The sequence below is a fragment of the Streptomyces sp. NPDC060049 genome (assembly GCF_042736715.1).
Classification (GTDB): Bacteria; Actinomycetota; Actinomycetes; order Streptomycetales; family Streptomycetaceae; genus Streptomyces.
In genome coordinates, this window is the sequence record NZ_JBHWVV010000032.1 from 1 (window position 1) to 21,619 (window position 21,619).

General features: G+C 71.7%; 18 protein-coding genes, 3 tRNA genes and 1 pseudogene. 14 read left to right on the plus strand and 8 right to left on the minus strand.

Annotated elements, in window-relative coordinates; translation table 11 throughout:
• From ACFWBY_RS35900 to ACFWBY_RS35920, 5 genes and pseudogenes are all read left to right on the plus strand, one after another.
• Positions 1–752: pseudogene (locus tag ACFWBY_RS35900) on the plus strand (DNA polymerase III subunit gamma and tau); the annotation flags it as partial.
• A 60-nt stretch (positions 753–812) separates the two neighbouring features.
• Entirely contained in the window at positions 813–2,066 is a 1,254-nt protein-coding gene (gene purD, locus ACFWBY_RS35905) for a phosphoribosylamine--glycine ligase (protein WP_385339471.1), read from the plus strand.
• Between the two features lie 300 nt (positions 2,067–2,366).
• Positions 2,367–3,983 carry a hypothetical protein gene (locus ACFWBY_RS35910; protein WP_385339469.1) on the plus strand — a complete coding sequence of 539 codons (1,617 nt, stop codon included), beginning with the start codon at positions 2,367–2,369 and terminating at the stop codon, positions 3,981–3,983.
• Between the two features lie 190 nt (positions 3,984–4,173).
• The gene (locus ACFWBY_RS35915) at positions 4,174–5,658 is read left to right on the plus strand and encodes a N,N-dimethylformamidase beta subunit family domain-containing protein (RefSeq protein WP_385339466.1); all 1,485 of its coding nucleotides are present in this window, start codon (positions 4,174–4,176) and stop codon (positions 5,656–5,658) included.
• A gap of 75 nt (positions 5,659–5,733) precedes the next feature.
• Positions 5,734–6,636, plus strand: coding sequence for a phosphoribosylaminoimidazolesuccinocarboxamide synthase (locus ACFWBY_RS35920; RefSeq protein ID WP_385339464.1), 903 nt, complete (start codon positions 5,734–5,736; stop codon positions 6,634–6,636).
• A 120-nt stretch (positions 6,637–6,756) separates the two neighbouring features.
• Here the strand turns inward: ACFWBY_RS35920 and ACFWBY_RS35925 are convergent.
• The 6 genes from ACFWBY_RS35925 to ACFWBY_RS35950 form a co-directional block, all read right to left on the minus strand.
• A tRNA-Gly gene (locus ACFWBY_RS35925) sits at positions 6,757–6,829 on the minus strand.
• Between the two features lie 22 nt (positions 6,830–6,851).
• A complete protein-coding gene (locus ACFWBY_RS35930) occupies positions 6,852–7,463 on the minus strand; it encodes a response regulator (protein WP_385339461.1) in 612 nt (203 codons plus the stop codon).
• Positions 7,460–8,701: a sensor histidine kinase gene (locus tag ACFWBY_RS35935; protein WP_385339458.1), complete on the minus strand. Its 1,242-nt coding sequence runs from the start codon at positions 8,699–8,701 to the stop codon at positions 7,460–7,462. The genes ACFWBY_RS35930 and ACFWBY_RS35935 overlap by 4 nt, the downstream gene beginning before the upstream one ends.
• A 188-nt stretch (positions 8,702–8,889) precedes the next feature.
• Positions 8,890–8,962 (minus strand) — tRNA-Gly (locus ACFWBY_RS35940).
• A gap of 81 nt (positions 8,963–9,043) precedes the next feature.
• A tRNA-Gly gene (locus ACFWBY_RS35945) sits at positions 9,044–9,115 on the minus strand.
• 87 nt (positions 9,116–9,202) lie between these two features.
• On the minus strand, positions 9,203–9,520 hold the full coding sequence (locus ACFWBY_RS35950) for an Lsr2 family protein (RefSeq protein WP_112449209.1): 318 nt from the start codon (positions 9,518–9,520) through the stop codon (positions 9,203–9,205).
• 356 nt (positions 9,521–9,876) lie between these two features.
• Between ACFWBY_RS35950 and purS the strand changes: the two genes are divergently transcribed.
• From purS to purM, 8 genes are all read left to right on the plus strand, one after another.
• Entirely contained in the window at positions 9,877–10,128 is a 252-nt protein-coding gene (gene purS / locus ACFWBY_RS35955; protein WP_008740952.1) for a phosphoribosylformylglycinamidine synthase subunit PurS, read from the plus strand.
• Between the two features lie 2 nt (positions 10,129–10,130).
• Positions 10,131–10,811 carry a phosphoribosylformylglycinamidine synthase subunit PurQ gene (gene purQ, locus ACFWBY_RS35960; protein ID WP_385339454.1) on the plus strand — a complete coding sequence of 227 codons (681 nt, stop codon included), beginning with the start codon at positions 10,131–10,133 and terminating at the stop codon, positions 10,809–10,811.
• Positions 10,808–13,057, plus strand: coding sequence for a phosphoribosylformylglycinamidine synthase subunit PurL (purL, locus tag ACFWBY_RS35965; RefSeq protein ID WP_385339451.1), 2,250 nt, complete (start codon positions 10,808–10,810; stop codon positions 13,055–13,057). The genes purQ and purL overlap by 4 nt, the downstream gene beginning before the upstream one ends.
• Before the next feature lie 88 nt (positions 13,058–13,145).
• On the plus strand, positions 13,146–13,712 hold the full coding sequence (locus ACFWBY_RS35970; RefSeq protein ID WP_385409752.1) for a hypothetical protein: 567 nt from the start codon (positions 13,146–13,148) through the stop codon (positions 13,710–13,712).
• Between the two features lie 120 nt (positions 13,713–13,832).
• The gene (locus ACFWBY_RS35975; protein ID WP_385339445.1) at positions 13,833–14,624 is read left to right on the plus strand and encodes a sterol carrier family protein; all 792 of its coding nucleotides are present in this window, start codon (positions 13,833–13,835) and stop codon (positions 14,622–14,624) included.
• A gap of 47 nt (positions 14,625–14,671) precedes the next feature.
• The gene (locus tag ACFWBY_RS35980; RefSeq protein WP_385339442.1) at positions 14,672–15,502 is read left to right on the plus strand and encodes an META domain-containing protein; all 831 of its coding nucleotides are present in this window, start codon (positions 14,672–14,674) and stop codon (positions 15,500–15,502) included.
• 212 nt (positions 15,503–15,714) lie between these two features.
• Positions 15,715–17,232 carry an amidophosphoribosyltransferase gene (gene purF, locus ACFWBY_RS35985; RefSeq protein WP_385339439.1) on the plus strand — a complete coding sequence of 506 codons (1,518 nt, stop codon included), beginning with the start codon at positions 15,715–15,717 and terminating at the stop codon, positions 17,230–17,232.
• A 165-nt stretch (positions 17,233–17,397) separates the two neighbouring features.
• Positions 17,398–18,468, plus strand: coding sequence for a phosphoribosylformylglycinamidine cyclo-ligase (gene purM, locus ACFWBY_RS35990; RefSeq protein WP_385339436.1), 1,071 nt, complete (start codon positions 17,398–17,400; stop codon positions 18,466–18,468).
• A 129-nt stretch (positions 18,469–18,597) separates the two neighbouring features.
• On the opposite strand, the gene ACFWBY_RS35995 is transcribed toward purM, so the two are convergent.
• Both ACFWBY_RS35995 and ACFWBY_RS36000 read right to left on the minus strand, forming a co-directional pair.
• Entirely contained in the window at positions 18,598–18,861 is a 264-nt protein-coding gene (locus ACFWBY_RS35995) for a DUF3073 domain-containing protein (RefSeq protein ID WP_385339434.1), read from the minus strand.
• A gap of 299 nt (positions 18,862–19,160) precedes the next feature.
• The gene (locus tag ACFWBY_RS36000) at positions 19,161–20,270 is read right to left on the minus strand and encodes a Leu/Phe/Val dehydrogenase (protein WP_385339431.1); all 1,110 of its coding nucleotides are present in this window, start codon (positions 20,268–20,270) and stop codon (positions 19,161–19,163) included.
• A gap of 181 nt (positions 20,271–20,451) precedes the next feature.
• Between ACFWBY_RS36000 and ACFWBY_RS36005 the strand changes: the two genes are divergently transcribed.
• Entirely contained in the window at positions 20,452–21,306 is an 855-nt protein-coding gene (locus tag ACFWBY_RS36005) for a hypothetical protein (protein WP_385339428.1), read from the plus strand.
• The last annotated feature ends 313 nt before the right edge of the window (positions 21,307–21,619 follow it).

The window sequence follows — 21,619 nt, forward strand, 5'->3', positions numbered from 1 at the left end:
CGCCCGCCCCGCCCGCCCAGGGCCAGGGTCCCGCCGCCGGAGCCTGGCCCGGCGCCTCCGCCGCGCCCGCCGCCCCGGCCCCGCAGGCCGCCCCCGCCCAGGTGCCCGCGCCCGCTGCGGCCGCCGCCGCTCCGTCGCCGGGCATGGCCGCCGGCGCCGGGCAGATCCAGGCGATGTGGCCGGCCGTCCTGGAAGCCGTCAAGAACCGGCGCCGCTTCACATGGATCCTGCTGAGCCAGAACGCCCAGGTCGCCGGCTTCGACGGCACCACCCTCCAGCTCGGCTTCCCCAACGCCGGGGCCCGCGACAACTTCGCGAGCAGTGGCAGCGAGGACGTGCTCAAGGCGGTCCTCGCCGAGCAGTTCCAGGTCACGTGGAAGATCGAGGCCGTGCTCGGCGGTGGCGGGCAGCCCGTACCGCCCGTGTCCGCCTCGTCCTACGGTGCTCCGCCCGCGCCCGCCTACAGCCCGCAGCCGGCCCAGCACGCCCAGGCCCCGCAGCAGCAGTCGCAACAGCAGTCACAGTCACAGCAGTCACAGCAGTCGCACCAGCAGCAGGCGCCGCAGCAGTCGTACCAGCAGCAGCCCCACCAGCAGCAGCAGCCCGCTCATCACGCGCCCCCGCCGGTCGCCCCCGAGGACGACGTCCCGGAGGACGACGACCCCGACCTCGTCGACAGCGCACTGAGCGGACACGAACTGATCGTGCGCGAGCTCGGAGCCACCGTTGTGGAGGAATACACGAACGACTAGGCGGTCCGACTTGGGTGCCCGCACGAAGCGCACCCCCGCGCGCGGGCTAGGCTGCACGACGTGAAGGTCCTCGTCATCGGCGGCGGCGCCCGCGAACATGCCCTGTGCCGCTCTCTGTCCCTCGATCCCGACGTCAACGCGCTGTACTGCGCCCCAGGCAACGCCGGCATCGCCGAGGTGGCCGAGCTCCGCCCCGTCGACGCCCTCGACGGCGAAGCCGTCTCCCGCCTCGCCACCGAGCTCGGCGCCGACCTGGTCGTCGTCGGCCCGGAGGCCCCGCTCGTCGCCGGGGTCGCCGACGCCGTGCGCGCGGCCGGCATCCCCGTCTTCGGCCCGTCCGGCGAGGCGGCCCAGCTGGAGGGCTCCAAGGCCTTCGCCAAGGACGTGATGGCCGCGGCCGGCGTCCCCACGGCACGCAGCTACGTATGCGCCGCCCCGGAAGAGGTGGACGCGGCCCTCGACGCCTTCGGCGCCCCGTACGTGGTCAAGGACGACGGCCTCGCCGCCGGCAAGGGCGTCGTGGTAACCGACGACCGGGCCGCCGCCCGCGCCCACGCGCTCGGCTGCGACCGCGTCGTCATCGAGGAGTTCCTCGACGGACCCGAGGTCTCCCTCTTCGCCATCACCGACGGCGTCACCGTGCTGCCGCTCCAGCCCGCGCAGGACTTCAAGCGCGCGCTCGACGGCGACGAGGGACCCAACACCGGCGGCATGGGCGCCTACTCCCCGCTCCCGTGGGCCGACCCGAAGCTCGTCGACGAGGTCATGGCCGCCGTCCTGCAGCCGACCGTGGACGAACTGCGCCGCCGCGGCACCCCCTTCTCCGGGCTGCTCTACGCGGGCCTCGCGATCACCTCGCGCGGTGTACGGGTCATCGAGTTCAACGCCCGCTTCGGCGACCCCGAGACCCAGGTGGTCCTGGCCCGGCTGCGCACCCCGCTCGCGGGCGTGCTGCTGAACGCCGCCAACGGCACCCTGGACGCCCAGCCCCCGCTGAGCTGGAGCGAGGACGCCGCCGTCACGGTCGTCATCGCCTCCCACAACTACCCGGAGACCCCGCGCACCGGGGACCCCATCGAGGGTCTGGCCGAGGTGGCCGAGCAGGACGCTCCGAACGCCTACGTGCTGCACGCCGGGACCCGGCGCGAGGGCGACGCGGTCGTCAGCGCGGGCGGTCGCGTGCTGTCGGTGACGGCGACCGGTTCCGATCTGGCGCAGGCCCGGACCAGGGCGTATAAGGCCGTCGCGCGGATCGGGCTCGACGGCTCGCAGTACCGCACGGACATCGCGGCCAAGGCGGCGGAAGGTCGCTGAGCAGCGGGATCCCCCGCACGCGGGCCCGGTACGCACTCGGTGCGGCCGGGCCCGCGCGCATGCTCGCGTGCGAGTGCATCCAGCCGCGTTCGAACGCACCCAGCTTTACCCAAAGCCATTCCATCGGGTGATCGTCACCCGGTCCGCCTGACGTCCGCTCGCGCCCCAACTATGGTGCGGCGCAAGCATTCCGGCTCTCATTCCGGCACTTGGCCCACCGGCATTGCGATGTCAGTGGCGGGTGTCACAGTGGGGGAGTGAGCAAAGCCGCCGCAGGGCAGAGGGGGGTGAGGTCCGGCCGTGTCCGGAACCGGTTCGATCGCTGAAGTGGGCACGCCGTCCGCGCGTTCCCGTGCTTTGGCCGTGCTGCGTGTGCGCAGCAGGGCCCTGGCCGCCGTACTGCTGCCCGCCGCCCTCGCGGTGGTCCTGGTGAGCGCCCGGATGACGGGCCGCCTCGCCGGCGACCCCTGGCCGGCGGTGACCCTCACCGTGTGCGCGGTCGCCGCGCTCGTCCTCCTCGTCGGCGGGATATTCGCGGCCGTCGTGCTGCGTGCCAGTCCCGCCATCACTCCGACCGTGCCGCTGTCCGAGGCCTCCGCCCCCGATCTCTACCGGCTCGTGCGGGACCTGGCGGACCGGATGGACGTCCCCGCGCCCTCCGCGATAGCCCTGACGCCCGACTGCGACAGCTGGCTCGAGGACCGCACGCACCCGGCCCACCGCCGTGCCCGCACGCCGATACCGGCCGGACCCGCCGCGCGTCCCGGATCCGCCGGGTCTCCCGGCCCCGAGACCGAGCCGGGTGCCGCCCCCGTGCTGGTGATCGGCTCCCCGTTCCTGTGGTGGATGCGCGTCGCCGAGCTCCGCGCCGTGCTCGCGCCCGTCGTCGCGGGTACGGGCCCCTCCGCGCACCCGGACATAGCCGACGCGCGCGGATTCGTACGGGGCCTCGACGCCGCCGTGGACGTGGGCAACGGCCGCTTCCTCGGCTGGATCGCCGCCCCCGCCCGGCTGCTGCTGCGGCTGTGCCGGGTGGACGCCGCCGAGATGGAGCGCGGGGTCGCCGCCGCCGCGTCGGAGCGTGCACAGGGTGTGGACTACGGGCTGCGCATCGTCGCCCAGGAGCAGGTCGGCCTGGCGTACGCCGGCTGGGACCGGCTCCTGACCCGCGTGGCGCTGCCCGCCTGGCGGATGGGCCGGTGGCCCGCCCGCCTCGACGCGGGGGTCGTCTCCGCTCTGACCGAGCTGTCCCGGCGCGACCGCCTCGCCGACGGGTTCACCTCCCGGCTGGGCGAGCGCCCGGCGTGCGACCTGCTGGAGCGGCCCGGGGCGGTGGACGAGGCCGCCTCGCTGCTGGCCGCCCGGCTGTTCCACGGCGGACCGGCCGAGGCCGGGCCGGCCTGGTCGCCGGTGGACTGGGCGGAGTATCCGGAGGAGGTCGTCGACCGCAAGTGGCGTACGGAGGCCGCGCGGCTGCTCGCCGCGCTGGATGCGCTGTCCGCGCCCGCCGCCTCCACCGTGGAACGGGTGCTGGCGTACCTCACGGACGGTGATGGCGAGGCGCTGGCCGGACGGCTGAGCGCGGAAGCCGCCCGGGACGCCGCCCCTGCCGTCGCCAACCCGGGAGCGCGAGGCGCCGACTCCCTGCCGCTGTTCCCGTTGGAGGCGCCGCGCAGCGGCCGGGACCTGCTGACGGATCACGTCCTGGCACTGGTGTGCTGCGCGGCGGTGGATTCCGCCGGGGCCGCGCCCGGGCTGGACTGGCTGGACGGCCCGGTGCTCCTGCTCGGTGGCGTCCGGCGGGCGGACCTCGCGCCCAGGGTGCTGTCGCTGGTGGAGGACGGGGACTCCGGTCCCCTGCGGGACTGGCTCGCGGAAGTGGGCGTACGCCCCGAGAAGCCGGTCCGCCTGGTGTAGGCGGTCCGGGGCGGTCCGGGGCGGACACGGTCCAGGTCGGTCCCGCTCCCCGTACCGGCCGCACCGGCTCGGGCGGCGGCCGATTTCTTTGACCGCTGAACTTTTCGCGACGAAGGGTGACGGGCCGCGCGCGTTATGTGATGTGCTGGGACCGGTCGTGGCGTTCGGGGGAGCGAGGGAGGGGAGCGGTATGGGTGCGGAGCAGATTCGGCGTTGGGAGTCAGGTGCGCTCGCGCACGCGGTGACCGATCCCTTCGGGCAGGGACCGCTGCCGTGGTTCCGGGGCAGCGAGCTCTACTACGACGACAGCGGGCAGGTCGTGCCCTGGTACGTCGACCCGGCCGTCGCCGCGGGGCCCGGGCAGATCCCCCGCGCCCGGAGGAACGGCGGCCCCCGGACCGCCGATGACGTGCACAGGCAGATCAAGGGGTTCACCTCCACCGGCGCGGTCGCACCCGGCGAGGCCATCGACTTCCACATCACCGTGGACCCGCCGCAGCAGTTCTCCGTCGATGTCTACCGCATCGGGCACTACGGCGGCGACGGCGCCTCCAAGATCACCACGAGCCCCCGGCTCTCGGGAATCGTCCAGCCGCCGCCCCTGACCGCCGACCGCACCGTCTCCTGCCACCACTGGTGGCTCTCCTGGCGGCTGCAGGTCCCCTCGTACTGGAGCGTCGGGGCCCATGTCGCGGTCCTGACCACGGCCGACGGCTACCGCTCGCACATCCCGTTCACGGTGCGCGACGACCACCCGGCCGATCTGCTGCTCCTGCTCCCCGACATCACCTGGCAGGCCTACAACCTCTACCCGGAGGACGGGCGGACCGGCGCCAGCCTCTACCACGCGTGGGACGAGGACGGGCGACTGCTCGGCGAGCGCGACGCCGCCACCACGGTCTCCTTCGACCGCCCGCACGCCGGAGCCGGTCTGCCCCTGCACGTCGGCCACGCCTACGACTTCATCCGCTGGGCCGAGCGCTACGGCTACGACCTCGCCTACGCGGACGCCAGCGACCTGCACGCCGGCCGCGTCGACCCCACCCGCTACCGGGGCCTCGTCTTCCCCGGCCACGACGAGTACTGGTCCGCCCCGATGCGCCGCACCGTCGAGCGCGCCCGCGACCACGGCACCTCGCTCGTCTTCCTCTCCGCCAACACCATGTACTGGAAGGTCGAGCTCTCCCCCTCGCCGTCCGGAGTGGAAGACCGGCTCCTCACCTGCCGAAAACGCCGCGGTCCCGGCCGCCCCAGTCTCTGGCGCGAAGTGGACCGCCCTGAGCAGCAGTTGCTCGGCATCCAGTACGCGGGGCGGGTCCCCGAGCCCGCGCCCCTGATCGTGCGCAACGCCACGCACTGGCTCTGGGACTCCACCGGCGCCGTCGAGAACGACGAACTGCCCGGCCTGGTCGCGGGCGAGGCCGACCGCTACTTCCCGCGTACGCAGCTCCCCGAGCACCAGAGCCGGATCCTGCTCGCGCACTCCCCGTACGAGGACGGCGAGGGCCACCGCCGCCACCAGGAGACCTCGCTCTACCGGGCCCCCAGCGGCGCCCTGGTCTTCGCGTCCGGAACCTTCGCCTGGTCGCCGGCCCTGGACCGCCCCGGGCACGTGGACGAGCGGGTCCAGCGGGCCACGGCCAATCTCCTCGACCGGATCTGCAAGAGGGACTGACCGCACCCGCGGTCCCCGTTCGCGAACGGGTACGGGAGAATGGGGCGCGCTCGTACAGAACCACAGGGAGACCCCGTGTCCGGATTCGTCGAAAAGCCCGAGCCGGTCCAGGTGCCCGGCCTCGTCCACCTCCACACCGGCAAGGTGCGCGACCTCTACCGCGACGAGGACGACAACCTCGTCATGGTCGCCAGTGACCGCATGTCCGCCTTCGACTGGGTGCTGCCCACCGAGATCCCGGACAAGGGCCGCGTCCTGACGCAGCTCTCCCTGTGGTGGTTCGACCAGCTCCAGGACATCGTCCCGAACCACGTCATCAGCACCGAGCTGCCCGCCGGCGCCCCCGCCGACTGGGCGGGCCGCACGCTGATCTGCCAGAACCTGCGGATGGTCCCCGTCGAGTGCGTGGCCCGCGGATACCTCACCGGCTCCGGCCTCGCCGAGTACCGGCAGACCCGTACGGTCTGCGGACTCGCCCTGCCCGAGGGCCTCGTCGACGGCTCCGAGCTGCCCGCCCCGATCTTCACTCCGGCCGCCAAGGCCGAGGTCGGCGAGCACGACGAGAACGTCTCCTACGAGGAGGTCGCGCGCACCGCAGGCGCCGAGACGGCCGCCCTGCTGCGCCAGAGCACCCTCGCCGTGTACGGACGGGCCCGCGACATCGCCCGCGACCGCGGGATCATCCTCGCGGACACCAAGTTCGAGTTCGGGTTCGACGCGGACGGCACCCTGGTCGCCGCCGACGAGGTGCTGACCCCGGACTCCTCGCGCTTCTGGCCGGCGGACCTGTGGAAGCCGGGCCAGAGCCAGCCGTCCTTCGACAAGCAGTTCGTCCGCAACTGGCTGGCCTCCCCGGCCTCGGGCTGGGACCCCAAGGGCGAACTCCCGCCGCCCGCCCTCCCGCAGGAGGTCGTGGAGCAGACCCGCGCCAAGTACGTCGAGGCCTACGAGCGCCTCACCGGCCAGAACTGGGCCTGACGCGGCAGGCCGCGGTCCGGCGCCCGGAAACGGGCCCGGACCGTGGTCCCGCGGCTCTGCCTCCGGCGCCGGAAACGGGAGAAGCCCCCGGTCCGAGGACCGGGGGCTTCTTCGTTACAGAGCGGACAACGCGACTCGAACGCGCGACATCCACCTTGGCAAGGTGGTGCTCTACCAACTGAGCTATGTCCGCATGCGCCGTAACGCGAGACCTACTATACCCAACCCCGCTCCCTCGCGAGACGCACTGCCGTGTGCCGGTTCTCGGCCCCCAGTTTCGAGGCCGCCGAGGACAGGTAGTTGCGCACCGTTCCCTGCGAGAGCGAGGCCCGCTCCGCGATCTCCGCGATCGGCGCCCCGTCCCCGGCCAGTTCCAGCACTTCCGCCTCACGGGCGGTCAGCGGGGAGTCCCCCGCGCTGATCGCGTCGGCCGCCAATTCCGGATCCACGTAACGGCCGCCGGCGTGCACGGTCCGGATCAGCTCGGCCAGCCGTTGCGCCGAGACCGTCTTCGGCGCGAAGGCCCGGACACCCGCTGCCAGGGCTCTCTTCAGGTGTCCGGGACGGCCGTGGCTGGTCACGATCATGGTCTTGCAGCCGGGGAGCTCGGCCCTCAGGGATGTGGCCACACTCACACCGTCCGCCCCGGGCATCTGCAGGTCCAGTACCGCCACGTCCGGCCGGTGGGCCCGCGCCATCGCGAGCGCCTCCGGGCCCGAGGCCGCCTCGGCGACGACCAGCAGATCGTCCTCCAGGCCCAGCAGCGCGGCCAACGCGCCCCGGATCAGGTGCTCGTCATCGGCCAGCAGTACCCGTACGGGGCTCATGCCCGCGCCTCCTGTCGCATCGGCCCGGCCGGACCGGGGATCTCGGCGCGCAGCCTGAACCGGCCGCCGCCCACCGGACCGGCCTCGAGCGTGCCGTCCAGCGCCGCGAGCCGCTCCCGCAAGCCCGCCAGTCCCGAGCCCGGGGGCCCGGCCGGGGCCTTGGGGGCCCCGTCGTTCTCCACCACCAGCGTGAGCGCGCCCGTCCGCTCCTCGGTGGTCAGGCGGATCACGCAGCTGCGGGCGTCGCCGTGCCGCAGCACGTTCGTCGTCGCCTCGCGGACCACCCAGCCGAGTGCCGACTGCGCCTCGGCGGGCAGCTCGTGGTCCGCCTCGAACTCGACCCGGCAGTCCATTCCGGCCGCGCGCAGTACCCCGCGCGCGCCTTCGAGCTCCACCGAGAGGTCCGCCTCCCGGTAGCCCCGCACCACGTCGCGGACCTCCTTCTGGGACTCCCGGGCGATTCGCTGGACCTCGATCATCTGGTCGACGGCCTCGGGGCGCTCGCGCCGGGCGAGCTGGACCGCCAGCTCGCTCTTGAGGGCGATCACCGCGAGGTTGCGGCCCATCACGTCGTGCAGGTCCCGGCCGAAGCGCAGGCGCTCCTCGGCGACCGCGAGCTGCGCCTGCACCTCGCGGGCGTGGTCCAGCTCGTACACGGTGTTCAGCAGCCAGCCCGAGAACCCGCAGGCCGCGCAGAGGAAGAGGCTGGTCAGCAGCACCCCGACCGCGAGCCCGGCGGACTCGCCGGCCGGGAGGCCGAGCGCGAGCGCCCCCACCCCGGCGCCGGCGGCCGTGACCGGGGCGACGTAGCGCATGTGCCGGACTTCCCGCAGGCACAGGACGAGCGTGCCGCTGGTGAAGCAGGTCATGCCGACGACGAGGGTCGGTGCCACCGAGGCGTCCCCGTCGCGGCCGGCCGCCCGTAGGGCGAGGACGGCCAGCACGGCGGCGCCGGTCAGGGCGACGGTGGCCACGGCGAGCCGGGCCGGCCGCTCGCGCCGGCCGACGATCCAGTCCAGCGCCCGGGAGGAGAGGAAGCCGACGAGTACGGAGTGGGCGCAGACGAGGAGGAAGAGCGCGAGGGCGATCGCCGGGGGCGTCCTCCCGGCCGCGCTGCCGAGCGCTGCCAGGCCGATCGAGAAGATCTCGATGAGCACGAAGAAGTGGAACGACCAGCGGGTGTAGAGCTCGACCTTCCCCGCGCTGCTGCGGCTCTTCCACCAGCCGGTGATTCTCATGGGCCAAGTCTCGCGGCAGCGGGGCCGCACCGGCCATGACACATGTCATCGGACTCAGGGGAAGTCCGGAAACCTGATGTGCGGGGATACGGCGATACGGGCGATACCGGCGATAGGGGCATACGGGATACCAGGCATACGGCCATACGACAAAAGCCCCGATCAATGACCGGGGCCTTTGTGCGCTGAGCGGACGACGCGACTCGAACGCGCGACATCCACCTTGGCAAGGTGGTGCTCTACCAACTGAGCTACGTCCGCATACTCACCACAGCACGAAGTGCCGTGCGATGCGTGCATCACTCTACCTGATCCACAACTGTGGTCGGTAATGCGTTGCAGAGCGGGTGACAGGGATCGCACACTGCGCCTTCCCCCTGGAAGGGGGATGTTCTACTACTGAACTACACCCGCACGACTTCGGGGCCAGGCCTTGCGGCCCCGCCCCTTGGCGTGATCCACACACTAGCGGACCGATAGGGGTGGATGGCAAATCGGCTCTCAGTGAGCGGCGTTGTACTCCTCGTAGACCTTCTTGGGGATCCGCCCGCGCGGCGGGACGTCGAGCTGGTTGGACCTGGCCCAGGCCCGGACGACCGCCGGGTCGGGGGCGATGGCCGTGTGCTTGAAGGCCTTCCCGGAACGGGCCTGGCGCCGGCCGGCCGCCACGAAGGGGGCCAGGCCCTTCCGCAGTTTCTTTGCGTTGGCCACATTGAGGTCGATCTCGTACGTCTTACCGTCCAGAGCGAAGACGACCGTTTCCACCGCTTCTCCACCGTCGATGTCGTCGGAGAGCGTGACTACTACGCGCTGCGCCACGGATATCGGTCCCTTCGTGCGGCGCCGCCCTCCCCGCTGACGTGCGGGGCCGAGCTGTGCTGCCGCCTGTGTGGATGTTTCGGAGCAATGCATCTTTCCGGTCCCGTTGTGCGGCGGATAATGCCGACACATCGGATGAATCCTTTGTACCCCGATTCCCATTGCATTGCGAAGCCCAGTTAATTCTCTCCGCGTGTCCCGCCGCAATCCCGGGTGCGTGGTTTTCCCGTGGATTTTGCGAAGCGTTGGTGAAGCCGAATCGGCTGGACGATCATACCGAAGCGATATCTACCCGCGTAGAAATTTTGGCCGGGTAGGCTGAGGGAACCGCCTTCGCACCAACCACCTCATCGGGAGTGCCAGTGGCACGCGTCGTAGTCGACGTCATGCTCAAGCCGGAGATCCTCGACCCCCAGGGCCAGGCGGTGCAGCGTGCACTGCCGCGCCTGGGCTTCGAAGGGATCGCCGACGTCCGCCAGGGGAAGCGCTTCGAACTGGAGGTGGAGGGACCGGTCGACCAGGCCGCCCTCGACCGCATCCACAAGATGGCCGAAACATTCCTCGCCAACACCGTCATCGAAGACTTCACCGTGAAGGTCGAGGCCTGACGGTGACCACTCGCATCGGAGTCGTCACGTTCCCCGGAACGCTGGACGACCGTGACTCGCTGCGCGCCGTCCGCCTCGCGGGAGCCGAGCCGGTCTCGCTCTGGCACCGCGACAAGGACCTGCACCAGGTCGACGCGGTCGTCCTCGCGGGCGGCTTCTCCTACGGGGACTACCTGCGCGCCGGGGCCATCTCCCGCTTCTCGCCGGTGATGGAGACGATCATCGAGCAGGCCAAGGGCGGCATGCCCGTCCTCGGCATCTGCAACGGCTTCCAGATCCTCACCGAGGCCCACCTGCTGCCGGGAGCGATGCTCCGCAACAACCACCTGCACTTCATCTGCCGCGACCAGAAGCTGCGGGTGGAGAACGCGGAGAGCGCGTGGACCGGCGACTACACCGCCGGCCAGGAGATCTCCGTACCGCTCAAGAACATGGACGGCCGGTACGTCGCCGACGAGCGGGTGCTGGACGAACTGGAGGCCGAAGGCCGCGTGGCCTTCCGGTACGTCGACGTGAACCCGAACGGCTCGCTGCGCGACATCGCCGGCATCACCAACGCCGCGGGCAACGTCGTCGGCCTCATGCCGCACCCCGAGCACGCGGTCGAGCCGCTGATCGGGACGGGCCGCACCGACGGCCTCCCGTTCTTCACGTCGGTCCTGAAGAAGCTGGTCAACGCATGAGCCTCGACACGGTCAAGAACGCGACGGAGAACCCGGACTCCTCCCAGCCCTGGAAGGAGCTCGGCCTCAAGGAGGACGAGTACGCCCGGATCCGGGAGATCCTCGGCCGCCGGCCCACCGGCGCCGAGCTCGCCATGTACTCGGTCATGTGGTCCGAGCACTGCTCGTACAAGAGCAGCAAGGTCCACCTGAAGCAGTTCGGTGAGAAGACCCCCGAGAACACGGCCATGCTCGTCGGCATCGGCGAGAACGCCGGCGTCGTCGACGTCGGCCAGGGCTACGCGGTCACCTTCAAGGTCGAGTCGCACAACCACCCCTCGTACATCGAGCCCTACCAGGGCGCGGCCACCGGCATCGGCGGCATCGTCCGCGACATCCTCGCCATGGGCGCCCGCCCCATCGCCGTCGTCGACCCGCTGCGCTTCGGCGCGGCCGACCACCCCGACACCAAGCGCGTCCTGCCGGGCGTCGTCGCGGGCATCGGCGGCTACGGCAACTGCCTGGGCCTGCCCAACATCGGCGGCGAGGTCGTCTTCGACGCCTGCTACCAGGGCAACCCGCTCGTCAACGCCGGCTGCATCGGCGTGATGAAGCACGAGGACATCCACCTCGCCAAGGCCTCCGGCCCCGGCAACAAGGTCATCCTCTACGGGGCCCGCACGGGCGGCGACGGCATCGGCGGCGTGTCCGTCCTGGCGTCCGAGACCTTCGACTCCACCGGCCCGGCCAAGCGCCCGGCCGTCCAGGTCGGCGACCCGTTCCAGGAGAAGCTCCTCATCGAGTGCACCCTGGAGATCTTCAAGGAAGACCTGGTCTCCGGCATCCAGGACCTCGGCGGCGCGGGCCTGTCCTGCGCGACGTCCGAGCTGGCCTCGGCCGGCTCCGGCGGCATGCGCGTCGAGTTGGACACCGTCCCGCTGCGCGACGCGACCCTCTCGCCCGAGGAAATCCTCATGAGCGAGTCGCAGGAGCGCATGTGCGCGATCGTCGAGCCCGCCAACGTGGCGCGCTTCATGGCGATCTGCGAGAAGTGGGACGTCATCGCCACCGTCATCGGTGAGGTCACCGACGGCGAGCGACTGGAGATCTTCTGGCACGGCGAGCAGATCGTCGACGTCCCGCCGCGCTCCGTCGCGCACGAGGGCCCGACGTACCACCGCCCGTACGCCCGCCCCGAGTGGCAGGACGCGCTGCAGGCCGACGACGCCGGCAAGCTGCCCCGCCCGCAGACCTCCGAGGAACTGCGCGCGCAGGTCCTGGCCCTGGTCTCGTCGCCGAACCAGGCCTCGAAGTCCTGGATCACCGACCAGTACGACCGCTTCGTGCAGGGCAACACGGTGCTGGCGCAGCCCGAGGACGCGGGCATCGTCCGCATCGACGAGAAGTCCAACCTCGGCGTCGCCATGGCCACCGACGGCAACGGCCGCTTCGCGAAGCTCGACCCCTACACGGGTGCGCAGCTCGCGCTGGCGGAGGCGTACCGCAACGTCTCCGCGACCGGCGCCAAGCCGCTCGCCATCTCCGACTGCCTCAACTTCGGCTCGCCCGAGGACCCGGGCGTCATGTGGCAGTTCGCCGAGGCCTGCCGTGGTCTCGCGGACGGCTGCCTGGAGCTGGGCACCCCGGTGACCGGCGGCAACGTCTCGCTGTACAACCAGACCGGTGACATCGCCATCCACCCGACCCCGGTCGTGGCGGTCCTCGGTGTGATCGACGACGTCAACCGCCGCACGCCGATGGCGTTCGCGGAGGCCGGCCAGCTGCTCTACCTGCTCGGCGACACCGCCGAGGAGTTCGGCGGCTCGGCCTGGTCCGAGGTCGTCCACCAGCACCTGGGCGGCATGCCGCCCAAGGTGGACCTGGGCCGCGAGAAGCTGCTCGGCGAGATCCTGATCTCGGCCTCGCGCGACGGCATGATCGACGCCGCGCACGACCTGTCCGACGGCGGCGTGATCCAGGCGCTCACCGAGTCCTGCCTGCGCGGCGGAAACGGTGCGCGGATCGTGGTGCCCGAGGGCCTGGACGCCTTCACCTTCCTGTTCTCCGAGTCCGCGGGCCGGGCCATCGTGGCCGTCCCGCGCAGCGAGGAGCTCCGCTTCACCGACATGTGCGGTGCGCGTGGCCTGCCGGCGGCCAGGATCGGTGTCGTGGACGGCGAGGAGATCGAGATCCAGGGCGAGTTCACGCTCCCCCTGGCCGAGCTCCGCACCGCCCATGAGGGGACGATCCCGGCACTGCTCGCCTGAGCAGCGCTCTTCCGAGCCCCCGTCCGGTCTTTCCGGGCGGGGGCTCGTCCGTTCCGGCATGATGCCCGTACCGAGGACGGGGGGACGCGTGTCCGGGACCAGGGGCCGAAGGATCGGTACGTTCGGGGTGTTGGTGGTCGTGGCCGCCGTGGGCGTGGGCGGCTGGTTCCTGTACGACGGGAGCCGGACCCGCGCGGACAGCCGCGCACGGATCACCGAGGCCTGCCAGGGCCTGGTGGACCCGGACCGGGTGATGCGTCTCGCGCGCTCAGCGGACGAGGTGGACGCCGGCGAACGGGGCGACCACCTGTGCGTACTGCGCCGGGCCGGCACGTTCGAGGGCCGGAAGGACATGCAGGAGTACTTCTCGCTCACCCTGACCGGCTCCCACGGTGCCGTCACCGGCGAGGGCCGGTTCGACTACGCCGGCGGTCGCTCCGTGGCGGTGACGGCGAAGTGCGCCGAGCCGGTCGAGGGCACCGGGGTGACCTCGTTCCGGGCCACGGCCACCTCGGAGTTCGAGCGCACGGACTTCGCCGACCCCGGGGAGCTGGCCGCGCTGGCCCGGGAGGCCGCCCTGCGCGCGGCCGCGAAGGCGGGCTGCACGACCGACCTGCCCGAAGTCCCGAAGGACCTGACCGCGGCCGGCCGCTGACCACGCCCGCCGAGCGCTCGCCTGCGGCCTGCCCGCTGCCCTCGCCCGTCCCAAGTCCGCCTGCTGAGACCGCTTCCCGCTGTCGGACCCCGACGCGCCCGGCGGCGTAGGGTCGGCGCCATGCCGCCCGCCAAGAAGAAGCTGCGCACTTACGATCACGCCAAGACCCGCGCTGCCGTCATCGCGCAGTTCGGGCACGTCCAGGAGGCCGTACGGGGCCTGGACGCCGAGCAGCTCGCCCGGCCGAGCGGGGTCGGGGACTGGTCCGTGGCCGAACTCGCCGCGCACATCGCATGGATCGCCGACTCGTTGGCCGCCGGCCTCGCCCGGCCGCCCGCCGCCGTCGCCGAACTGCCCGCCGCCGAGTGGCCCTTCGCCACCTCCTCGCTCGCCGGGAAGATCTCCGAGGCGGCCAAGGAGACCCTCGGCGGCGCACCGTTGCCCGAGCTCTACGACCGGGCCGGCGCCCGCCTGGCCGAGGCGCTCGAGGCGCACCCCGGCAGCCGGGTGATGGACCTGTGGATCGGCGCCATGACACTGGCCGACTTCCTGGTCACCCGTACGGTCGAGCTCGTCGTCCACACCGACGACCTGCGCCGCGCCACCGGACTGGACGTACCGATCGACCGGCAGGCCCTGGCGGCCTGCACCCGGCTGCTCGCGGACGCCCTCGCGCTCAAGGCGCCCGGCGGCTCGGTCGAGGTGCGCGTCCCGCCGTTCGCGGTGGTCCAGTGCGTCGAGGGCCCGAGGCACACGCGCGGTACCCCGCCGAACGTGGTGGAGTGCGATCCCCTGACGTGGATCCGGCTGGCGACGGGGCGTACCCGCTGGGCCGAGGCGCTGGACGAGGCCGAGGTCCGGGCGAGCGGCGAGCGCGCCGACCTCTCGGCGCTGCTGCCCCTCATGAGCTGAGAGCCGTGGGGGCGGAACCGTGCCGGGGCCGGATCCGTCCCAAGGGCATGCGTAGGCTCGCGCTCCTCCCCGCCGCCCTGGTCGCCGTACTCGCGCTGTCCGCCACCGCCACCGCCTGCGGTGACGCCGGCGCGGACCCGGGACGGTCCGTGGCCCGCGGATTCTCCGGATCCTGGTCGGTCGAGAACCTGACCGTGGACGGCAAGACGCTGACGGCGCCCGCCGCCACCCGGCTGACGCTGGAGCGCGGCGGGGGCCACCGGGCGCAGGCCACCGGCAACTACGGCTGCAACGGCTTCACCGCCGGGGTCGTCTTCGACTCCGCGGCCACCATGACCGTGACACCCGGCGCCGTCACCGACATGGCGTGCGCCGACCTGCCCTTCGAGACGGCCTTCGGCAAGGTGTTCCGGGGCCGGCTGACCATCCGGCAGGGGCCGGGAGAGGTCACCCTGACGGCTCCGGACGGGAACACGATCGGCCTGAGCTCGAAGCCCCGTACCCCCGACGCCCCGCTCGTCGCCACGGTGTGGACGGTGAACTCCCTGATCGAGGGCGACCTCGCCTCCTCGGTCCCCGCCGGCGCCGAGGGCCGGGCCCGTCTCACGCTGGCCGCGGACGGGACCGCGAGCGGCAACCTCGGCTGCAACCGGTTCGACTCGAAGGCCACCGTCGAGGGGAACAAGCTCACCTTCGGCCCGCTCGCCACCACCCGGATGGCCTGCCAGGGCGCGGCCGGCGAGGTCGAGCGGGCACTGGCGGAGCTGTTCGGCAGCGGTCCGCTCGACTGGCGGATCCGGGCGGACGTCCTCACCCTCACCGCGAGCGACGAAAGCGGCAGGGCCGTCACCGCCACGGCGGCCTCGGCAGCGGAGTAACACCCCTGCCGCAGGCGCGCGCGGCCTTCCGCCGACCACCGCCCCGGGTCTCGTACGAACCCACAGTGCGGCGGTCGGTGAAGACAAAAGGGGATACGAGACGGTCCCACGAACGGTCACCCTCCGCACGGGTTACCGGACTGTCCGCACTGTGATTTTTGCGGGCCGTCCCCAATTCGGACCAGTGGTCGATCTCGCCTACACTCGGAAGCGTGCCTCGTGGTGATGGACGACTCAACCACGACCTGCTCCCCGGCGAAAAGGGCCCCCAGGACGCTTGCGGCGTCTTCGGTGTCTGGGCTCCGGGTGAAGAGGTCGCCAAGCTCACCTACTTCGGACTGTATGCACTGCAGCACCGTGGACAAGAGTCCGCGGGTATCGCTGTGAGCAACGGTTCCCAGATCCTCGTCTTCAAGGACATGGGCCTCGTTTCCCAAGTCTTCGACGAAACCTCTCTCGGCTCGCTCCAAGGTCATATCGCGGTCGGTCACGCCCGCTACTCGACCACCGGAGCCTCCGTCTGGGAGAACGCGCAGCCCACTTTCCGTGCGACCGCCCACGGCTCCATTGCCCTGGGTCACAACGGCAACCTGGTGAACACCGCCGAGCTCGCCGAAATGGTCGCCGACCTCCCCCGTCAGGACGGCCGCGCCACCCAGGTGGCGGCCACCAACGACACCGACCTGGTCACCGCCCTGCTGGCCGGCCAGACGGACGACGACGGCAAGCCCCTGACCATCGAGGAGTCGGCCACCAAGGTCCTCCCGAAGGTGAAGGGCGCCTTCTCGCTCGTCTTCATGGACGAGGGCACGCTCTACACCGCCCGTGACCCGCAGGGCATCCGCCCGCTGGTCCTCGGCCGCCTGGAGCGCGGCTGGGTGGTGGCGAGCGAGACCGCCGCCCTGGACATCTGCGGCGCCAGCTTCGTCCGCGAGGTCGAGCCGGGCGAGCTCATCGCGATCGACGAGAACGGTCTGCGGACCTCTCGCTTCGCTGAAGCAAAGCCCAAGGGTTGTGTCTTCGAGTACGTCTACCTGGCGCGCCCGGACACCGACATCGCCGGCCGGAACGTCTACCTCTCGCGTGTCGAGATGGGACGGCGCCTGGCCAAGGAAGCCCCGGCCGACGCGGACCTGGTGATATCGACGCCGGAATCGGGCACGCCCGCGGCCGTCGGCTACGCCGAGGCCAGCGGGATCCCGTACGGCGTCGGCCTGGTCAAGAACGCCTACGTGGGCCGGACCTTCATCCAGCCCTCGCAGACGATCCGCCAGCTGGGCATCCGCCTCAAGCTCAACCCCCTCAAGGAAGTCATCAGGGGCAAGCGCCTGGTAGTCGTCGACGACTCGATCGTCCGCGGCAACACCCAGCGCGCCCTGGTCAAGATGCTCCGCGAGGCCGGCGCGGCGGAGGTCCACATCCGGATCTCCTCGCCGCCGGTGAAGTGGCCGTGCTTCTTCGGCATCGACTTCGCCACCCGGGCCGAGCTGATCGCCAACGGCATGACGGTCGACGAGATCGCCACGTCGCTGGGTGCGGACTCCCTCTCGTACATCTCGCTCGACGCGATGGTCGAGGCGACCACCATCCAGAAGCCCAACCTCTGCCGTGCCTGCTTCGACGGCGTGTACCCCATGGAGCTGCCCGACCCGCAGCTCCTGGGCAAGCAGCTCCTGGAGACGGAGCTGGCCGGCGGCACGGACGCCGCCGACGCGCTCCGCCGCCCGTAGGGACGCGAAGCCGCCTACGGTCCGCGGGCTCACCCGAGCCCGCGGACCCGTAAGCCGTCCTCATCTGCTCATTTGCTCATCCTGCTCACACTGCGCGCGGGCCCGTCTTTCTGTTCCCGGGCCCTCGCACCACACGCAGCAACGACACGAAAGCTCTCTCCTGTCATGACAGAGAAGACCACCGGTGCCAGCTACGCAGCCGCGGGCGTGGACATCGACGCGGGAGACCGCGCCGTCGAGCTGATGAAGGAGTGGGTGAAGAAGACGCAGCGCCCCGAGGTCCTCGGCGGCCTCGGCGGCTTCGCCGGCCTCTTCGACGCCTCGGCCCTCAAGCGCTACGAGCGCCCCCTGCTCGCCTCCGCCACCGACGGGGTCGGCACCAAGGTGGACATCGCCCGCCGCATGGGCGTGTACGACACCATCGGCCACGACCTCGTCGCGATGGTCATGGACGACATCGTCGTCTGCGGTGCCGAGCCGCTCTTCATGACCGACTACATCTGCGTCGGCAAGGTCCACCCCGAGCGTGTCGCGGCCATCGTCAAGGGCATCGCCGAGGGCTGCGTCCTGGCCGGCTGCGCGCTGGTCGGCGGCGAGACCGCCGAGCACCCGGGCCTGTTGGGCCCGGACGACTTCGACGTGGCGGGCGCCGGCACCGGAGTCGTCGAATACGACCGGCTGCTGGGCGCGGATCGCATCCGTACGGGTGACGCCGTCATCGCCATGGCGTCCTCCGGCCTTCACTCGAACGGGTACTCGCTGGTCCGCCACGTCCTGTTCGACCGGGCCGGAATGGCCCTGGAGCAGCACGTGGACGAGCTCGGCCGCACCCTCGGTGAGGAGCTGCTCGAACCCACCAAGATCTACTCGCTGGACTGCATGGCACTCACCCGGACGGCCGAGGTCCACGCCTACTCCCACATCACGGGCGGCGGCCTCGCGGCCAATCTCGCCCGGGTGATCCCGGACCACCTGCACGCCACGGTCGACCGCTCGACCTGGACCCCCGGCGCGGTCTTCGACCTGGTCGGCAAGGCCGGGCAGGTGGAGCGCCTGGAGCTGGAGAAGACCCTGAACATGGGCGTCGGCATGATGGCCGTGGTCCCGCAGGAGTCGGTGGACGTGGCCCTGACCGCGCTGGCCGACCGGGGCGTCGACGCCTGGGTCGCCGGTGAGATCCTCGACCGGGGCGACCACGCCGAGGGCGCGACCCTGACCGGCGACTACGCGAGCTGACCGTCGCACCTCACGCGGACAGCACGGAAACCCGGTCCGGGGCGATGCCCTGGACCGGGTTTCCGTGCTGTGAGCCCTGTGTGCCGCTGCGGACGATCAGCTCACCGCGGGTTCGACGCCCGATGGGCGTCAAGCACCGCGGCGGTAGACGGACGGACCGGACTCTTCGTCCTCGTCGTCGTCATCGCTGTTGTAGCGCTCCGCGTACTTGGCGTACGGGTCGTCCTCGTCATCATCAAGCTCGTCATCGACGACCGGCTCGCTGACAGGCAGCGGTTCCGTGTGCGATGCGCCCAGCTCATTGGCCAGACGCGACAAGTCAGTCCCGCCGCTGCTGTACTTCAGCTGGCGGGCGACCTTCGTCTGCTTGGCCTTTGCCCGGCCGCGCCCCATGGCTCGACCCCCTCGGTGACGGGGCTCGACGGCCCCAGAGTCTGACACGCGTTCATGGTTCGGAGCGGGCTCTCCGTGGAGAGACCGTCCGTAGGGGTTTAACGGTACCTGCTTCCGCGGCCATACGGTACGCCGCCCGCATGACGCGCCCCGGTGCAGTACCAACGAGGCACCCCGTCCTCGCTGGTCAGCTGCGATTTTAGCCCTTTCCTGACGGGCGACCCGCCGAAGCGCAGTGAGTTCCGTCTCGCCGCGCCCCGGCGGGCGCATCCAGGAGCCCCGCGGGGCCCCGTGGAGGGTCAGACCGTGCGGGCCCTGCGGGCGTCCGCCATGCGCTGCTCGGCGATCCGGTCGGCCGCGGCGGCCGGCGGGATCCCGTCGGCCTTCGCACGTGCGAAGATTTCCAGCGTGGTGTCGAAGATCTTCGCGGCCTTGGCCTTGCAGCGGTCGAAGTCGAAGCCGCGCAGCTCGTCGGCGACCTGGATGACTCCGCCCGCGTTGACCACGTAGTCCGGCGCGTAGAGGATCCCGCGGTCGGCGAGGTCCTTCTCCACACCCGGGTGCGCGAGCTGGTTGTTCGCCGCTCCGCACACGACCTTCGCGGTCAGGACCGGCACCGACGCGTCGTTCAGGGCCCCGCCGAGGGCGCAGGGGGCGTAGATGTCCAGACCCTCCACGCGGATGAGCGCCGCGGTGTCGGCGACGGCGGTCACCTTGCCCGGGTGCTTGTCCAGGATCCGCTGGACGGATTCCGCGCGGACGTCCGTGATCACGACCTCGGCGCCGTCCGTCAGCAGGTGCTCGACCAGGTGGTGGCCGACCTTGCCCACGCCGGCGACGGCGACCTTGCGGCCGCGCAGGGTCGGGTCGCCCCACAGGTGCTGGGCGCTGGCGCGCATGCCCTGGAAGACGCCGAAGGCGGTGAGGACCGAGGAGTCGCCGGCGCCGCCGTTCTCGGGGGAGCGGCCGGTCGCCCAGCGGGTCTCGCGGGCCACGACGTCCATGTCGGCGACGTAGGTGCCGACGTCGCAGGCGGTCACGTACCGGCCGCCGAGGGACTCGACGAACCGGCCGTAGGCCAGCAGCAGTTCCTCGGACTTCAGTACGTCCGGGTCGCCGATGATCACGGCCTTGCCGCCGCCGAGGTCGAGCCCGGCGAGCGCGTTCTTGTACGACATGCCGCGCGAGAGGTTCAGCGCGTCGAGGACGGCTTCCTCGTCCGAGGCGTACGCGTGGAAGCGGGTGCCGCCGAGGGCCGGGCCCAGAGCGGTGGAGTGGATCGCGATGACGGCCTTCAGGCCGGAGGCTCGGTCCTGGCACAGCACGACTTGCTCGTGGCCGCCCTGTTCCGAACGGAACAGGGTGTGCAGGACGCCGTCGGTCATTTCGGTCACGGTGGTGACTCCCATGGAAGAGATGCGGCGGGAAAGACGCCCGCCCTGCGGGTGGGGGAGGGCGTGCTGGGAGCAGCGTAAGACCTGAGGGCCCCGGTGATCCTCCCTGTCCGGAGATCGGGACACTCCCGGGTTCTCGGGCGGGCCGCGGCCGGTCGTCGGAGTAGGGCCGGGCGGGGCGGGGGAGTACGAGAGCGTGAGCGAATCCCCCGATCCCCGGCTGCCCTCCGCCCGCTCGGTGCCGGCCGTCCCGTACGCCTCCTACCTGCGCGTCTACGAACCGCTGTCGGCCTTCCCGGAGCCCGAGCGCGCGCACTGGGCCGACTACGCCCGGCGCGGGGTCATCCCGACCGCCCAGGACGAACTGCGCCGCTCGCTGGTGGACTTGGTCCGGGTCCCCGTGGTCGGGGTCCCGGCGCACGAGAGCGCGGACGCCTTCACGGCCGAGGTGGACGGGTCGCTGCTGGTCTGCCCGTGGCGGACCAGGCTGCGCGGCTGGCTGGCCCTGGAGGAACTGGTGGCGCAGTTCCCGGCGCCGGTGCTCGACGCCGTGCTGCCCGCGGCGGCCCGCCGCCGGGCCGCCGAGGAGTACGAGGCCTGGCGCGGGCGCAATCCCGACGCGCGCCCGTGGATCCGTACCGGGGTGTGGCAGGTGCCGCTGCGCTGGTTCGTGCTGGTGGCCGACGAGGAGCGGGAGTACGTGGCGGGTGAGCGGCTGCGCTATCGGACGCCGATGGTGCAGGCCCGGCGCCGCCTCGCGCGGGGCCTGCGGACCCTGCGCGAGGCGGAGGGCTACGGGATGCTCGCCGAGGGGCTGGTGGAGGTCGGCGGCTGGTTGGAGGAGTTCCATCCGCGTTCGATGGTGGAGCTGGACTACGGCGGGCTGCTGCACGCGCTGCCGGCGGAGCGGCTGGAGGGGGACCGCTCGGCCCGGGACCTGGCGGCGGGGATCGCGGCCCTACGGGCCGGGGACCGGGACGGGGCGTCCGAGACGTACGGGATCCTGGCCGACCGGTGGCGGGCGGTCCGGGAGAGACTGTTCGCGAACTAGTGCGAGTCCGGGCGGCTAGCGGAGCGGAGCGCCGATGTCCACCCGCCGATCGGCCGCTCTTCGGGGGGAACGGCCTGCTCACGGCCGGGATGCCCTCTTTTGGGTCTTTGTTCCGGGACCTACGTCCCGATACGGGCCATTGGCCCAAGCGTGACGGACCGCACTATCTACACCCTTGCGCCCTTCCCCTACCCTCGTGCCAAAATAGGACAAGGAGTCCGGGGAGGGTTCCTTCCGTCCAACTAAGGGCGGAATGCTCGGCATTTGCACTCTACGGGGGGTCTGACGACTCCTGATCGCTCTGTGACTGATC

Bases quoted from the DNA above. Each gene is read 5' to 3' on its own strand.
- ACFWBY_RS35995 (WP_385339434.1), bottom strand. From the start codon at position 18,861: ATGGGGCGCGGCCGGGCAAAGGCCAAGCAGACGAAGGTCGCCCGCCAG.
- ACFWBY_RS35935 (WP_385339458.1), bottom strand. From the start codon at position 8,701: ATGAGAATCACCGGCTGGTGGAAGAGCCGCAGCAGCGCGGGGAAGGTC.
- ACFWBY_RS35930 (WP_385339461.1), bottom strand. From the start codon at position 7,463: ATGAGCCCCGTACGGGTACTGCTGGCCGATGACGAGCACCTGATCCGG.
- ACFWBY_RS35980 (WP_385339442.1), top strand. From the start codon at position 14,672: ATGCGTAGGCTCGCGCTCCTCCCCGCCGCCCTGGTCGCCGTACTCGCG.
- ACFWBY_RS36000 (WP_385339431.1), bottom strand. From the start codon at position 20,270: ATGGGAGTCACCACCGTGACCGAAATGACCGACGGCGTCCTGCACACC.
- ACFWBY_RS35975 (WP_385339445.1), top strand. From the start codon at position 13,833: ATGCCGCCCGCCAAGAAGAAGCTGCGCACTTACGATCACGCCAAGACC.
- purL (WP_385339451.1), top strand. From the start codon at position 10,808: ATGAGCCTCGACACGGTCAAGAACGCGACGGAGAACCCGGACTCCTCC.
- ACFWBY_RS35915 (WP_385339466.1), top strand. From the start codon at position 4,174: ATGGGTGCGGAGCAGATTCGGCGTTGGGAGTCAGGTGCGCTCGCGCAC.
- purM (WP_385339436.1), top strand. From the start codon at position 17,398: ATGACAGAGAAGACCACCGGTGCCAGCTACGCAGCCGCGGGCGTGGAC.